The following is a 14,421-nucleotide window of genomic DNA, read 5'->3' as shown; positions in this document are numbered from 1 at the left end:
ACTCCTAGCGTCGGGTCATGAACGCGACCCTGGACACCGCATCGCCGGTGACGCCGCTGCTGGCACCCGTCACCGTCGCCGGGCTGCCGTTGCCGTCCCGCTTCGTGATGGCGCCGATGACCCGTAACCGCGCGCCGGGCGGCGTGCCGACGCCGGAGATGGCCGGCTACTACCGGCGCCGCGCCGCGGCGGGCATCGGCCTGATCGTCACCGAGGGCGTGCTGGTCGACCACCCCAGCGCGGGGCACGAGGACACCGTGCCCCGGATGACCGCCGGCGCGGCCGAGGCCGGCTGGCGGGGCGTGGTCGAGGCCGTGCACGCCGCCGGCGGCCGGATCGCCGCGCAGCTGTGGCACCTGGGCAGCCTGCGCGAGCCGGTCGACGGCCGTCCGGCGTGGACCCCCTCGGGGGTACGCGAGCCGGGCCGCCCGGTGCCGCACGCGATGGCCGCCGCCGACGTGGACACCCTGCTTGAGGCGTACGCGGACGCGGCCCGGGTCGCGGTCCGGGCCGGGTTCGACGCGATCGAGATCCACGCCGCGCACGGTTACCTGCTCGATGAGTTCCTGTGGCCGTACACGAACCGCCGGACCGACGCGCTCGGCGGCTCGCCGGAGCGGCGGGCGGCGTTCCCGGCGGCGGTGGTGCGCGCGGTACGCGCGCAGGTCCCGGCGCGTCACCCGGTGATCGTGCGGTTCTCCCAGTTCAAGGAGCGGGCGTTCGACGCGCGGATCGCCGAGACTCCGGCCGAGCTGGCGCGGATCCTCACCGCGTTCGCCGACGCCGGCGCGGACGTCCTGCACGCCTCGCAGCGCCGCTTCTGGCAGCCGGCGTTCCCCGGCTCGCCGCTGAACCTGGCCGGCTGGGCCAAGCGTCTCACCGGCCTGCCGTCGATCACCGTCGGCTCGGTCGGGCTGCGGCGGGACTTCCTGCGCCCGGACGGCCCGGAGTCGGTGGCGGGCCTGGCCGCGCGGCTGGCGGACGGGGAGTTCGACCTGGTCGCGCTGGGCCGTGCGCTGCTGGGCAACCCGGCCTGGGTGACGCACGCCGCGACCGGCCGGCTGGACGAGATCGTCGACTACCGCAAGGCGCACGAGGACGTCTATCCCTAGGCGGCATGGGTTGAAGCCGGGGATGTTGGCGCTCACAGTGGCACCACCACCATCGTGCAACCCCCGGAAGCGGAGTCCGGATGAGACGCAAGCGAGCTTGCCGGCCACCGGTCCGTTCCGCCCGCGGTGGTCCGGCGAAGGTGGCTCCTCGTTACGTAGCTGTTGCCCGGAGATGTCTTGACGGGCATGTATGTGAGCGCTAACACTAACTCCGTGACACGGCGGAGGTGCAAGTGAGCGAAGTGGACGCGTCCGACCGGTACGTGATCGGTGTCGATTTCGGCACGCTGTCCGGGCGGGCGCTGGTGGTCCGCGTCCGGGACGGCGCCGAACTCGGTACGGCGGTGCACGAGTACCGGCGCGGGGTCATCGAGACCGCGCTCCCCGACGGCGGCCCGGCGCTGCCCCCGGACTGGGCCCTCCAGGACCCGGACGACTACCGCGACGTGCTGCGCCGCGCGGTGCCGGCCGCGCTCGCCGAAGCCGGCGTGGACCCGTCCCGGGTGGTGGGCGTCGGCATCGACTTCACCGCCTGCACGGTGCTCCCGACGCTCGCCGACGGCACGCCGCTGTGCGAGATCCCGGAGCTGCGCGACCGGCCGCACGCCTGGGTGAAGCTCTGGAAGCACCACGCCGCGCAGCCGCACGCCGACCGGATCAACGCGCTGGCGGCCGAACGCGGCGAGCCGTGGCTCGGCCGCTACGGCGGCAAGATCTCCGCGGAGTGGCAGTTCGCCAAGGGCCTGCAGATCCTGGAGGAGAACCCGGAGGTCTACCGCCGGGCCGAGCGCTTCGTCGAGGCCGCCGACTGGATCGTGTGGCAGCTCTGCGGCGCCGAGACGCGCAACGTCTGCACCGCCGGCTACAAGGGCATCCGGCAGGACGGCCGGTACCCGTCGGCGGACTACCTGGCCGCGCTCGACCCCGGCTTCGCCGACTTCGTGAGCAAGCTGGACGGTCCGCTGCTGCCGCTGGGCGCGCGGGCCGGCTCGCTCGGCGCCCGCGCCGCCGCCTGGACCGGGCTGCCCGAGGGCGTCGCGGTCGCGGCCGGCAACGTCGACGCGCACGTCACCGCCGCCGCGGCCCAGGCGCTGCGGCCCGGGCGACTGGTCGCCATCATGGGCACCTCCACCTGCCACGTCCTCAACGGCACCCACCCGGCCGAGGTGCCGGGCATGTGCGGCGTGGTCGACGGCGGCATCAGCCCCGGCGCATGGGGCTTCGAGGCCGGGCAGAGCGGCGTGGGGGACATCTTCGGCTGGTTCGTCCGGCACGCCGCCCCGGCCGGCTTCGACTCGCACGATCGGCTCACCGAGGCCGCCGCCGCCCAGCCGGTCGGCGCGCACGGGCTGGTGGCGCTGGACTGGTGGAACGGCAACCGGTCCCTGCTGGTCAACCACGACCTCAGCGGGATGATCGTCGGGCTGACGCTCGCCACCCGGCCGCCGGACGTCTACCGGGCGCTGCTGGAGGCCACCGCGTACGGCACCCGGATGATCGTCGAGGCGTTCGCGCAGGCGGACGTACCCGTCGACGACCTGGTGGTGGCCGGCGGGCTCACCTCCAACCGGCTGCTCATGCGGATCTACGCCGACGTGATGAACCGGCCGCTGAGCATCATCGGCTCCGCCCAGGGCCCGGCGCTCGGCTCGGCCATCCACGCGGCGGTGGCCGCCGGGGCGTACCCGACGATCCACGAGGCGTCCGCCGCGATGGGGCGCATCGACGAGGCCGTCTACCGGCCCGTACCGGAGAACGTGCGGGCCTACGACGCCCTGTACGCCGAGTACCGCGCGTTGCACGACCACTTCGGCCGCGGCGCGAACGACGTGATGCTCCGCCTGCGGGCGATCCGCAACGCGGCGGTCGACGCCGCCGCGGACCGCGCCGCCGCGACCCTGGAGGTGGTCGGATGAACAGCCAGGTCGACGCGCTGCGCGAGACGGTGGCGCGCCTGCACCGCGAACTGACCCGCTACGACCTGGTGGCCTGGACCGCCGGCAACGTGTCGGCCCGCGTACCCGGTCAGGACCTGATGGTCATCAAGCCCAGCGGTGTCGACTACGACGACCTGACCGCGGCGGCCATTGTGGTCTGCGACCTCAACGGCGCGGTGGTCGACGGCGACGGCGCCCCGTCCAGCGACACCGCCGCGCACGCCTACGTCTACCGGGCGATGCCCGAGGTCGGCGGCGTCGTGCACACGCACAGCGGGTACGCCACCGCCTGGGCGGCCCGAGGCGAGGCGATCCCGTGCTGGCTGACCGCGCAGGCCGACGAGTTCGGCGGGGAGATCCCGCTGGGGCCGTTCGCGCTGATCGGCGGCGACGACATCGGCAAGGGCATCGTCAGCACGCTGTCCGGGCACCGCTCGCCCGCTGTGCTCATGCGCAACCACGGCGTCTTCACCATCGGCCGCGACGCCCGGGCGGCGGTCAAGGCCGCGGTGATGTGCGAGGACGTGGCCCGCACCGCACACCTGGCCCGCGCGCTCGGCCGGCCGGTGCCGATCGCGCCGGCCGACATCGACTCGCTGCACGACCGCTACCAGAACGTGTACGGCCAACGCCCGCCGGCGCACTGACCCCGGACCGTGCGCCGCGCACTCCCCACCACCACACCCGGGCCGCTCCGGCTCCCCGCCGGACGTGCGCCCGGAACATCCAACCCCCGGAGGAGAACCGATGAGAAGCAGGAGCACGGCACGCACTGTCGTAGCGGCGTTCGCCGGCGTGCTGCTCGCCGCCAGCATGGCCGCGTGCGGCAACAGCGACACCGGCGGCGGTTCCGGCGACGGCAACGACAAGATCGTCCTGGGCTTCTCCCAGGTGGGTGCCGAGAGTGGCTGGCGCACCGCCAACACCACCTCGATCAAGGAAGCGGCGGCCGAGGCGGGCATCGAGCTGAAGTTCGACGACGCCCAGCAGAAGCAGGAGAACCAGATCAAGGCGATCCGCAACTTCATCCAGCAGAAGGTCGACGTGATCGCCTTCTCTCCGGTGGTGGAGTCCGGCTGGGACACCGTGCTCAAGGAGGCCAAGGACGCCAGGATCCCGGTGATCCTGACCGACCGCGCCGTCGACTCGGCCGACAAGTCGCTCTACAAGACGTTCCTCGGCTCGGACTTCGTCAAGGAGGGCCGCCTCGCCGGTGAGTGGCTGGTGGAGCAGAAGAAGTCGGCGTCCGGCCCGGTCAACATCGTCGAGCTGCAGGGCACGACCGGCTCGGCACCGGCCAACGACCGGAAGAAGGGCTTCGCCGAGGCGATCGCCGCCAACCCCAACCTGAAGATCGTCGCCTCGCAGACCGGTGACTTCACCCGTGCCGGCGGCAAGCAGGTGATGGAGCAGTTCCTCAAGGCCAACCCGAAGATCGACGTGCTCTTCGCGCACAACGACGACATGGGCCTGGGCGCGCTCGAGGCGATCACCGCAGCCGGCAAGACGCCCGGCAGGGACATCACCGTCATCACCGTCGACGCGGTGAAGGACGGCATGCAGGCCCTCGCGGACGGCAGGTTCAACTTCATCGCCGAGTGCAGCCCGCTGCTCGGCCCGCAGCTGATGGACCTGGTCAAGAAGGTCAAGGCCGGTGAGGAGGTGCCCGCCCGGATCGAGACCGAGGAGACCACGTTCACCCAGGAGCAGGCCAAGGAGGCACTGCCCAACCGTAAGTACTGAGCCACCCGGGGGCCGCCGTCGCAACCGACGGCGGCCCCCGTACCTCCACCGTCGAAGAAGAGGTCCGATGGGATGACGGGTAACCGTCCGGTCCTGACCATGACCGGTATCAGCAAGACCTTCCCCGGGGTCCGCGCGCTGCACGACGTCGGCTTCCGGCTGTTCCCGGGCGAGGTCCACGCCCTGATGGGCGAGAACGGCGCCGGCAAGTCCACCCTGATCAAGGTGTTGACCGGCGTCTACGGGACCGACGCGGGCGTCGTCACGCTCGGCGGCGAGCAGGTCTCGTTCACCGGTCCGATGCAGGCCGCCGCGGCCGGTGTCAGCACCGTCTTCCAGGAGGTCAACCTCTGCACCAACCTGTCGGTGGCGGAGAACGTCTTCATCGGCCGCCAACCCCGCCGGTTCGGCGCGGTGCGCTGGGGCGAGATGCGCCGCCGGGCCCGCGACCTGCTGGCCCGGCTCGACCTCGACCTCGACGTCGCCGCGCCGCTCGGCTCGTACTCGCTGGCGGTGCAGCAGATGGTCGCCATCGCCCGCGCGATCGACGTGCGGGCCCGGGTGCTGATCCTGGACGAACCGACCTCCAGCCTGGACGCCGGCGAGGTGGCACAGCTGTTCCGGATCATGCGGCAGCTGCGTGACGAGGGGATCGCGATCCTGTTCGTCACCCACTTCCTCGACCAGGTCTACGGCATCGCCGACCGGATCACGGTGCTGCGCAACGGCAGGCTCGTGGGGGAGTACCGCACCGAGGAACTGCCGCAGTTCAGCCTGGTGGAGAAGATGATCGGCCAGGAGCTGGACGTGCTGGAGCGACTCGACGAGCAGCAGAAGCGCGCCCCGGTCGACGCCGGCGGCGCGGCCCCGCTCGTGGACGCCACCGAACTCGGCCGGCACGGCGCTGTCGCCCCGTTCAGCCTGCGTATCCACGCCGGCGAGGTGGTCGGCCTGGCCGGCCTGCTCGGCTCCGGCCGGACCGAGGTGGCGCGGCTGATCTTCGGCGCGGACCGGGCCGACCACGGCCAGGTCCGGCTCGACGGCGGCCGGGCGGCGGTGCGCAACCCGATCCAGGCCATCGGCCAGGGCGTCGGGTTCTGCTCGGAGAACCGCCGGGCCGAGGGCATCGTCCCGGAGCTGACGGTACGGGAGAACATGATCCTGGCGATGCAGGCCGCACGCGGCTGGCTGCGCCCGATCCCGCGCCGCCGCCAGGACGAACTGGTCCGCAAGTACGTCGAGGCGCTGAGCATCCGCCCGGCCAACCCGGAACTGCCGGTGCGCAACCTGTCCGGCGGCAACCAGCAGAAGGTGCTGCTGGCCCGCTGGCTGATCACCGAGCCGCGCCTGCTGATCCTGGACGAGCCGACCCGCGGCATCGACGTCGGCGCCAAGGCCGAGATCCAGAAGCTGGTGGTGCGGCTCTCCGACGGCGGCATGGCGGTGCTGTTCATCTCCGCCGAGCTGGAGGAGGTGCTGCGCCTGAGCCACCGGGTCGCGGTCATGCGCGACCGGGAGATGGTCGCCCAGCTCGACAACGACGACACGCTCGACGCCGACCGCGTCATGCGCACCATCGCCGGTGGAACGCCCCGGGAGGAGGTGACCCCGTGACCGCCGTCGCCGACCGCCTCCGCCCGCTGACCGGCCACCGCCTGTTCTGGCCGGCGCTCGTGCTCATGGTCATGATCGCCGCGAACACCGTCCACCGTCCCGGCTTCCTCGCCGTCGAGGTCAAGAACGGCCACCTGTACGGCACGCCGATCGACATCCTCCGGCTGAGCGCGCCGCTGATCCTGGTCGCGCTCGGGATGACGCTCGTCATCGCCACCGGCGGCATCGACCTGTCCGTCGGCTCGCTCTGCGCGATCAGCGGCGCGATCGCCTGCCTGCACATCAGCGGGGCGGCCGACCAGAACAGCCCGGCCACGGTGGCCACCGCGCTGGCCCTGGCCTTCGGCGCCGCGCTCGTGCTCGGCGCCTGGAACGGGATACTCGTGGCGGTCATCGGCATCCAGCCGATCATCGCCACGCTGATCCTCATGGTGGCCGGGCGGGGCATCGCCCAGCTGGTCACCGAGGGCCAGATCATCACGATCAACTCCGGTCCGTACCGGGCGATCGGGCTCGGGCACCTCCTGACGCTGCCGCTGGCCATCCTGATCGCGCTCGCCGCCGCGCTGCTCGTGGCCGCGTTCACCCGCCGCACGGCGCTCGGGCTGATCGTCGAGTCGGTCGGCGGCAACGCCGAGGCCAGCCGGCTCGCCGGCATCCGGTCGCGGCGCATCGTCTTCCTCGTCTACGTGATCAGCGCCGTCTGCGCCGCGCTCGCCGGTTTCATGGTCACCGCGAACGTCTCCAGCGCCGACGGCAACGCCGCCGGCCTGTGGATCGAACTCGACGCGATCCTGGCGGTCGTCATCGGCGGCACCTCACTGGCCGGCGGCCGGTTCTCCCTCGGCGGCACCGTCCTCGGCGCGCTGATCATCCAGACCCTGACCACCACCGTGTACGCGATGAACATCTCGCCGCAGACGTCGCTGCTGTTCAAGGCGGTCGTCGTCATTGCCGTCTGCCTCGTCCAGGCCCCGGCGTTCCGGGCCCGGCTGCGCCGGCGACGGCACGGCGCCGAACCCGGCCCGGCGGCCCCGCAGCGGGAGAAGGAGCAGGTGCCGGCATGAGCAGCACGTCGTTGACCACCGGCCGGTCCTGGCGGCCCAGCCTGCCCCGCCGGCACGTCCCGGTGCTGGCCACGCTCGCCCTGCTGCTGGTCATGTACGGCATCGGCGTGTCCCAGTACCGCGCCTTCTCCAACGTCCAGGTCGTCTTCAACGTCTTCATCGACAACGGCTTCCTGCTCGTCGTCGCGGTCGGCATGACGTTCGTGATCCTCACCGGCGGCATCGACCTGTCCGTCGGCTCGGTGGTGGCGATGACCGCGATGGTGTCGGCCGCGCTGCTGCGCGACGGCCTGCCCGCGGCCCTGGTGCTGGTGATCGCGCTGCTGATCGGCCCGACGCTCGGATTCCTGATGGGCTGCGCGATCCACTTCTTCGAGATCCAGCCGTTCATCGTGACACTCGCCGGGATGTTCTTCGCCCGGGGCATGTGCACGTTCATCAGCGACGCCTCGATCTCCATCACCGACGGTTTCTGGACGTCGATGTCGCAGCAGCGCGTCGGCGACCCGGCCGGCAACTTCGTGTCGATCAGCGTGCTGATCGCGTTCGCGGTGGTGCTGATCGCGGCGTACGCGCTGGCGTACACCCGGTTCGGCCGCAACGTGTACGCGGTCGGCGGCAACGCGCAGTCGGCGCTGCTGATGGGCCTGCCGGTGGCGCGGACCCGGATCGCCGTCTACACGATCAGCGGGCTCTGCTCGGCGATCGGCGGCATCCTGCTGTCGTTCTACACGCTCTCCGGCGCGCCGCTGATCGCCGTCGGGATGGAGCTGGACGTGATCGCCGCCGTGGTGATCGGCGGCACCGTGCTCACCGGCGGTTCCGGGTACGTCTTCGGCACCGTGCTCGGCGTGCTGGTGCTGGGCGTGATCCAGACGCTGATCACGTTCGACGGCAGCCTCAACTCCTGGTGGACCAAGATCGTGATCGGTGGCCTGCTGTTCGCGTTCATCCTCCTCCAGCGCCTCATCGGCATCCGGTTCAAGTGACGGTTCCTAGCGCGGAAGGCGACGACATGGCAACTCACCCCCAGCCCGAGGTCTGGTTCCTCACCGGCAGCCAGGGCCTCTACGGCGAGGACACCCTGCGGCAGGTCGCCGAGCAGTCCCGGCAGATCGCCGCGCGCCTGGACGAGTCGCCGGACATCCCCGTACGCGTGGTCTGGAAGCCGGTCCTCACCTCCAGCGCGGACATCCTCGCCGCCTGCCGGGACGCGGCCGCGCAGGGCGCGGTCGGGGTGATCGCCTGGATGCACACGTTCTCCCCGGCCAAGATGTGGATCTCCGGGCTGGACGCGCTGCGCACGCCGCTGCTGCACCTGCACACGCAGGCCGACGTGGCGCTGCCGTGGCACGAGATCGACATGGACTTCATGAACCTCAACCAGGCCGCGCACGGCGACCGGGAGTTCGGGTTCATCCAGACCCGGCTCGGGGTGGCCCGCAAGACCGTCGCCGGGCACGTCACCGACCCCCGGGTCGTCGGGCGGGTCGCGGCCTGGGCCCGCGCCGCGATCGGCTGGTCGGCGGTGCGGACGCTGCGGCTGGCCCGCTTCGGCGACAACATGCGCGACGTCGCGGTGACCGAGGGGGACAAGGTCGAGGCGGAGCTGCGCTTCGGCGTCTCGGTCAACACCTACGGCGTCAACGACCTGGTCGCCGCCGTCGGCCAGGTGCCCGACGCGCAGGTCGACGACCTGGTCAAGGAGTACGACGACACCTACCGCGTGGCCGCCGAGCTGCGGCCCGGCGGGAACCGGCACGACTCGCTGCGGTACGCGGCGCGCCAGGAGCTGGGCCTGCGCGCGTTCCTCGACGCCGGCGGTTTCCGGGCCTTCACCACGAACTTCGAGGATCTCGGCGGGCTGCGCCAGCTCCCCGGGATCGCGGTGCAGCGCCTGATGGCCGACGGCTACGGCTTCGGCGGCGAGGGGGACTGGAAGACCTCGGTGCTGGTGCACACGCTCAAGGCGATGGCCGTCGGCGTGCCGGGCGGCACCTCCTTCATGGAGGACTACACCTACGACCTGACGTCCGGCCAGGAGCTGATCCTCGGCGCGCACATGCTGGAGGTGTGCCCGAGCATCGCCGCCGACGTGCCGAGCGCGGAGGTGCACCCGCTGAGCATCGGCGGGCGGGAGGACCCGGTACGCCTGGTCTTCGACGCCGCGCCCGGCCCGGCGGTCGTGCTGGGCATGGCGGACATGGGGGAGCGGTTCCGGCTGGTCGCCAACGCGGTGGACGTGGTGCCGCCGCCGCACCCGCTGCGCCGGCTGCCGGTGGCGCGCGCGGTCTGGCGCCCGCAGCCCGACCTGGGCGGCTCGGCGGAGGCGTGGATCACCGCGGGCGCGCCGCACCACACCGTGCTGTCCCAGGCCGTCGGCGTGGAGGAGTTGCGCGACCTGGCCGCGATGGCCCGCACCGAGCTGGTGGTCATCGACGCCGAGACGCGCCCGCACCGCTTCGCCGACGAGCTGCGCTGGAACCAGGCGTACTACCGCCTCGCCCGGGGCTTCTGAGCCGCCTCGGGCATGGCAGTCGCCGTGCCACGGCGGGAACGGTCGATCGACGGCGCCGATACCGATGGGACCGCTGGCGTAGACTGTCGCCACCCGGGCCGGTCCGGTCGAGACCGAACGGGTGTGGCCGCGGGCAGTGGCGAAAGTGAGGTGGCCGTGCGCGGTCCTGCGATGACGGACGTGGCCCGCCTCGCCGGGGTGTCGCACCAGACGGTCTCCCGGGTGCTCAACGGGCATCCCAACGTGCGTGAGCAGACCCGGCTGCGGGTTCAGGCCGCCATCACCGAACTCGGCTACCGGCCCAACCGCGCGGCCCGCGCGCTGGTGACCGGCCGGTCCCAGGTGATCGGCGTGGTCGCGCAGAACACCACGCTCTACGGCCCGGCGTCGCTGCTCGCCGCGCTGGAGCAGACCGCCGCCGAAGCGGGTTTCGCGGTGAGCGTCGGCAGCGTCCGCGACCTCGACCACCGCTCCATCTCGGCCGCCGTGGAGCGGCACCTGGCACACCGGGTCGCCGGCATCGTGGTGATCGCGCCGGTCGAGTCCGCCGGGGAGGCGCTGGAACGGCTGCCCCAGGACGTACCGCTGGTGACTGTCGACGGCGACCCGCGGCGACCGATCCCGCTGGTGACAGTCGACCAGGTCGCCGGCGCCCGGGCCGCCACCGAGCACCTCCTCGCCGCCGGGCACCGTACGGTGTGGCACGTGTCCGGCCCGTCGGACTGGTTCGACAGCGCCGGCCGCATCGAGGGGTGGCACGAGGCGCTGCGGCAGGCGGGCGCCGAGATCCCGCCGCTGGTCCCGGCCGACTGGTCGGCGGCGGCGGGCTACCGGTGCGGGCAGATGCTGGCCCGGATGCCGGAGGTCACCGCCGTCTTCACCGCCAACGACCACCTGGCGCTGGGCGTGCTGCGGGCGCTGCACGAGCACGGCCGCCGCGTACCCGACGACATCAGCGTCGTCGGGTTCGACGACGTGCCCGAGGCGGCGTACTTCATCCCGCCGCTGACCACAGTCCGGCCGGACTTCGGCGCTGTCGCCGCGGCGAGTCTCGACCTGCTGCTGGCGCAGATCGAGTCGCAGACCGCCGGGCCGCTGCGGCAGACGATCGCGCCGACACTGGTGCCGCGCCGCAGCGTCGGCCCGCCGCCCGTCCGCTGAGGCGGCCGGGCCCGCTCACCCGTTCCCGGCCCGCTGTACCGGATGTCGCGGCCCGCGCACAGCGATGGCCGGTCCGCCCACACCCGGTGTCGCAGTCCTCTCCGCCGTTGCCGGCCCGCCGCCCAGTCGTCAGTGATTCGAGCGACGATCGCGCGCCCGGCGCGCGACGAGCAGCACGATCCCGGCGACCAGGACCAGTCCGGCGGCCGCTCCACCGGCCAGCAGCGCCACCGGCGGACCGTCGTCGCCGGCCCGCGTCCCGGAGGCGACCGCCCGGCCCGCGTCCGCCGGGCCGCCCGACGCCGCGGTGCCGCCCGCGCCAGCCGCGGTGCTCGCGCCGGTCGACGCGGGAGCCGACGGTGAGGCGGGAGCCGACGGTGCGGGCGCGGCCGGGTCGGCGACCGTGAAGCGGTACGACCCCTGGACCGGATGGCCGTCGCGGGACACCACCCGGTACGCGACCGTGTAGGTGCCGTTGGCCAGCGGCTCGTCGATCGTCACCGTGCCGGTGGTGCCGTCCACAGCCGGTGCGGAGGTGGGCACCGTGCGCTGGGCCGCGTCGCTGACCGCGATGGTGGTGAAGGAGGGGTTCAGCCGTTGCAGGAACCGCAGCGTGACCTGCGTGGGCGCGGCGGTGAGCCGGGCGTCGCGCGCCGGCGTGGCCTCCTGGAGCGAGTTGTGCGCCGCCGCGGGCGCGGCCGGGACCAGCAGCAGCGCGGTGAGGACCGCGGCGAGCAGCGCGGTGACGGAACGGGTACGCATGACGCGCCTTCCTGTGCTGGTCAGCCGAGCAGTGGCGAGCCGATCCAGCCGCCCTCGGGGCAGCCGGGCGGTACGGCGAACACGGCGGAGCCGATCGGGGTGGTCCACTCGTTGAGCAGGTCGCGCTCGGCGAGCCGGCGTTGGACGGGCAGGAACTGGCGGGCGATGTCGGCCTGGTAGGAGGCGAAGACGAGCCCGCTGTCGGCGTTGCCCTCGGGAGTCGGCACGCCGTCGTAGTTGTAGGGCCGGCGCAGGATCTTCTGCCGGTCGCCGGTGACGCGGGCGCGGGTCAGGTGCGAGAAGTCGGGGATGACGGTGAGCCCGTCCGGGCCGAGCGCGGCGAAGTCCGGCTCGTCGTGTTCGGCCCGGCCGGTCAGCGGCGCGCCGGTGTCGAGGCGCCGCCCTGCGGCGAGTTCCCGGTCGGCGCGGCCCAGCAGGTCCCAGGTCTCCAGGTTCATGCTGATCCGCCGCACCACGAGCGTGGTCGAGTCCCGCAGCCAGTCCGGTCCGCCGGTCACCCACACCGCCGTGTCCGCGGGCGTGCCGGGCTCCGGGTTGGCGGTGCCGTCGAGCTGCCCGAACAGGTTGCGCTGGGTACGCCCCGGCTCGGCGCCGGCCGCCCGGCGGAAGCCCTGCTGCACCCAGCGGACGACGGCGAACGGGCGACTGTCCTTGACCAGGACCCGCTGGGCGTGGGCGACGGTGAGCGGGTCGTCGGCGCAGATCTGCAGCAGCAGGTCCCCGCCGGACCAGCGGGGTTGCAGCCGGTCGATGCCGAACGCCGGAAGCTCGGTCACCGAGGCGGGCCGCCTGTCGTCGAGCCCGGCGGCGGCGTAGAGCCCGGGACCGAAGCCGAACGTGACCGTCAGCCGGGCCGGCAGCACGCTCAGTTCCGGCTCGGTGTCGGCCAGCGCGGGGCGGCCCTGGGTGAGCCGGGCCGCGTCGTCGGAGAGCAGCCGCAGCATCCGCCCGAGCGCCGCCCGGTCGGTGCCGGGGCGCAGCGTGAACGCGACGAACGCCGCGTGCGCCTGCGGGTCGGTGGTGACCCCGGACTGCCGGGCACCGTGGAACGGCTCGACAGCGCTGCCCACCTGGGCCACCGGGACGGTCTCGTCGGAACGTACCCGGGGAGAGCCGGAACGGACGGCGGTGAGGGCGCCGGCGCCGGCCAGCGCGCCCCCGGCGGCCATCGCGCCGCCGGTGAGCAGGCCGCGCCGGCTCACCCGCCTGCCGGTCATGACGCGGGGCTCGCGCCGTGTCCGGGCGCGTAGCTCTCCTGGGCGCCGGTGAACGGCTTCGCCACGGCGGTGAACGTCTGGGTCCGCCCGTCGGCGAAGGTGAGCGTGATGTCGAGCTGGTCGCCGGCCCGCACCGGGCGGGTCAGGTCCATCAGCATCAGATGGTCGCCGCCGGGTTCCAGGGCGGCCTGGGAGCGGGCGGCGACCACGACGCCGCCCTGCTTCTGCCGCATCGCCATCTTCCCGTCGGTCATGGCCATCTCGTGGATCTCGGCCCGGGACACGCCGGTGGTCACGCCGGTGATCGTGACGTCGGTGTCGCCGTCGTTGGCGAGCGTGGCGAACGCGGCGGTCATGCCCTTGTCGGCGGCCTTCACCCACGGGTCGCGGACGGTGAGCACGCCCGCCGCCGCGCTCGCCGGGGCCGACGCCGGGGCCGAGGTCGAGGCCGGCGTGGCGGCGGACGGCGTGCCGGCGGACCCGCAGGCGGTGACCGACGCGGCGAGCACGGCGGCGCCGATCAGGGCCGCCGGGCGCAGGAACCGGCGGCTGGTGGTGCTGGACATGACGTCGTCCCCTCGAAGATCCGGTGTTCGTACCGTTTGTCGGCGCGGTACGCCGGATAGTTCCGGCCGGGTCGGTCGGGCATGTCACACCCCGGGCGGCGGGCCGTCGCGGACCCGGGATCGGCGGTGCGCCCGGAAGGCATAATGGTTCCGGGTGTCACGTGGCGCGCCGGGCGCGGCCGCGGCCGGACGAGGGTGCCGGGCGGGCGCCCGGAGGAGGGAGGCGACGGTGACCCAGGCGACGACCGGGGCGACCCGCAACACCCGTCAGCGCGCCGAGGTGCTGGCGCTGCTGCGGGAGTTGGACAGCTTCCACAGCGCGCAGCAGCTGCACCAGATGCTCGTCCAGCGGCAGGCGAAGGTCGGCCTCACCACGGTGTACCGGACGCTCCAGATGCTCGTCGACAACGGCGAGATCGACTCGGCGCGGCTGCCCGGCGGCGAGCACCGCTACCGCCGCTGCAGCCAGAGCCGCCATCACCACCACCTGGTCTGCCGCCGCTGCGGCCGGGCCGTGGAGGTGGCCGGCCCGGCCGTGGAGCGGTGGGCCGACCAGGTCGCCGCGCAGCACGGCTTCACCGACGTCGGGCACACCCTGGAGATCTTCGGCACCTGCGACCGCTGCGCCGCCTGAGCCGCCGCCGCGGGCGGTGACCCGCCCGCGGCGTGCAGCAGTCGCCCGCGCTCGCCCTCCGGTGGTGGA

The 14,421-nt window shown here is 73.2% G+C and carries 13 protein-coding genes; 10 read left to right on the top strand and 3 right to left on the bottom strand.

The window, feature by feature from the left end; translation table 11 throughout:
- The first annotated feature begins 17 nt into the window (after positions 1-17).
- The 9 genes from O7622_RS21765 to O7622_RS21725 all read left to right on the top strand — a co-directional run bounded on the left by O7622_RS21765 (position 18) and on the right by O7622_RS21725 (position 11,152).
- Complete coding sequence (locus tag O7622_RS21765; RefSeq protein ID WP_282310035.1) at positions 18-1,112, top strand: 12-oxophytodienoate reductase; 1,095 nt, start codon at positions 18-20, stop codon at positions 1,110-1,112.
- 233 nt (positions 1,113-1,345) lie between these two features.
- Positions 1,346-3,028, top strand: coding sequence for a ribulokinase (gene araB, locus O7622_RS21760; protein ID WP_282310034.1), 1,683 nt, complete (start codon positions 1,346-1,348; stop codon positions 3,026-3,028).
- Positions 3,025-3,696, top strand: coding sequence for an L-ribulose-5-phosphate 4-epimerase (locus tag O7622_RS21755; RefSeq protein ID WP_282310033.1), 672 nt, complete (start codon positions 3,025-3,027; stop codon positions 3,694-3,696). Before araB ends, O7622_RS21755 begins: the two co-directional genes overlap by 4 nt.
- Before the next feature lie 100 nt (positions 3,697-3,796).
- Positions 3,797-4,792, top strand: coding sequence for an ABC transporter substrate-binding protein (locus O7622_RS21750; RefSeq protein ID WP_282310032.1), 996 nt, complete (start codon positions 3,797-3,799; stop codon positions 4,790-4,792).
- A gap of 72 nt (positions 4,793-4,864) precedes the next feature.
- Positions 4,865-6,406, top strand: a complete 1,542-nt coding sequence (locus tag O7622_RS21745; protein WP_282310031.1) for a sugar ABC transporter ATP-binding protein — start codon at positions 4,865-4,867, stop codon at positions 6,404-6,406.
- The gene (locus O7622_RS21740) at positions 6,403-7,473 is read left to right on the top strand and encodes an ABC transporter permease (protein WP_282310030.1); all 1,071 of its coding nucleotides are present in this window, start codon (positions 6,403-6,405) and stop codon (positions 7,471-7,473) included. The genes O7622_RS21745 and O7622_RS21740 overlap by 4 nt, the downstream gene beginning before the upstream one ends.
- A complete protein-coding gene (gene yjfF / locus O7622_RS21735) occupies positions 7,470-8,462 on the top strand; it encodes a galactofuranose ABC transporter, permease protein YjfF (protein ID WP_282310029.1) in 993 nt (330 codons plus the stop codon). The genes O7622_RS21740 and yjfF overlap by 4 nt, the downstream gene beginning before the upstream one ends.
- 26 nt (positions 8,463-8,488) lie before the next feature.
- On the top strand, positions 8,489-9,991 hold the full coding sequence (araA, locus tag O7622_RS21730; protein WP_282310028.1) for an L-arabinose isomerase: 1,503 nt from the start codon (positions 8,489-8,491) through the stop codon (positions 9,989-9,991).
- Between the two features lie 171 nt (positions 9,992-10,162).
- Positions 10,163-11,152, top strand: coding sequence for a LacI family DNA-binding transcriptional regulator (locus O7622_RS21725; protein WP_282310027.1), 990 nt, complete (start codon positions 10,163-10,165; stop codon positions 11,150-11,152).
- A 129-nt stretch (positions 11,153-11,281) separates the two neighbouring features.
- Here the strand turns inward: O7622_RS21725 and O7622_RS21720 are convergent, their stop codons facing one another.
- The 3 genes from O7622_RS21720 to O7622_RS21710 are packed head-to-tail and all read right to left on the bottom strand — an operon-like array spanning position 11,282 to position 13,718.
- Positions 11,282-11,914: a copper resistance CopC family protein gene (locus O7622_RS21720; RefSeq protein WP_282310026.1), complete on the bottom strand. Its 633-nt coding sequence runs from the start codon at positions 11,912-11,914 to the stop codon at positions 11,282-11,284.
- Between the two features lie 20 nt (positions 11,915-11,934).
- Positions 11,935-13,152 carry a Dyp-type peroxidase gene (locus tag O7622_RS21715; RefSeq protein ID WP_282310025.1) on the bottom strand — a complete coding sequence of 406 codons (1,218 nt, stop codon included), beginning with the start codon at positions 13,150-13,152 and terminating at the stop codon, positions 11,935-11,937.
- Entirely contained in the window at positions 13,149-13,718 is a 570-nt protein-coding gene (locus O7622_RS21710; protein ID WP_282310024.1) for a copper chaperone PCu(A)C, read from the bottom strand. Before O7622_RS21710 ends, O7622_RS21715 begins: the two co-directional genes overlap by 4 nt.
- 229 nt (positions 13,719-13,947) lie before the next feature.
- On the opposite strand from O7622_RS21710, the gene O7622_RS21705 reads away from it, so the two are divergent.
- Entirely contained in the window at positions 13,948-14,352 is a 405-nt protein-coding gene (locus O7622_RS21705; protein ID WP_282310023.1) for a transcriptional repressor, read from the top strand.
- The last annotated feature ends 69 nt before the right edge of the window (positions 14,353-14,421 follow it).

The sequence above is a fragment of the Micromonospora sp. WMMD1076 genome (assembly GCF_029581475.1).
In the GTDB taxonomy this organism is placed as follows: domain Bacteria; phylum Actinomycetota; class Actinomycetes; order Mycobacteriales; family Micromonosporaceae; genus Micromonospora; species Micromonospora aurantiaca.
The sequence above is the reverse complement of the archived record's forward strand: the minus strand, read 5'-3'. Positions and strand labels throughout refer to the sequence as shown.

What these genes read in the sequence shown, in the direction of transcription:
- O7622_RS21765 (WP_282310035.1), top strand. Translation starts at nt 18, where the DNA reads ATGAACGCGACCCTGGACACCGCATCGCCGGTGACGCCGCTGCTGGCA.
- O7622_RS21755 (WP_282310033.1), top strand. Translation starts at nt 3,025, where the DNA reads ATGAACAGCCAGGTCGACGCGCTGCGCGAGACGGTGGCGCGCCTGCAC.
- O7622_RS21750 (WP_282310032.1), top strand. Translation starts at nt 3,797, where the DNA reads ATGAGAAGCAGGAGCACGGCACGCACTGTCGTAGCGGCGTTCGCCGGC.
- O7622_RS21745 (WP_282310031.1), top strand. Translation starts at nt 4,865, where the DNA reads ATGACGGGTAACCGTCCGGTCCTGACCATGACCGGTATCAGCAAGACC.
- yjfF (WP_282310029.1), top strand. Translation starts at nt 7,470, where the DNA reads ATGAGCAGCACGTCGTTGACCACCGGCCGGTCCTGGCGGCCCAGCCTG.
- araA (WP_282310028.1), top strand. Translation starts at nt 8,489, where the DNA reads ATGGCAACTCACCCCCAGCCCGAGGTCTGGTTCCTCACCGGCAGCCAG.
- O7622_RS21725 (WP_282310027.1), top strand. Translation starts at nt 10,163, where the DNA reads ATGACGGACGTGGCCCGCCTCGCCGGGGTGTCGCACCAGACGGTCTCC.
- O7622_RS21720 (WP_282310026.1), bottom strand. Translation starts at nt 11,914, where the DNA reads ATGCGTACCCGTTCCGTCACCGCGCTGCTCGCCGCGGTCCTCACCGCG.
- O7622_RS21715 (WP_282310025.1), bottom strand. Translation starts at nt 13,152, where the DNA reads ATGACCGGCAGGCGGGTGAGCCGGCGCGGCCTGCTCACCGGCGGCGCG.
- O7622_RS21710 (WP_282310024.1), bottom strand. Translation starts at nt 13,718, where the DNA reads ATGTCCAGCACCACCAGCCGCCGGTTCCTGCGCCCGGCGGCCCTGATC.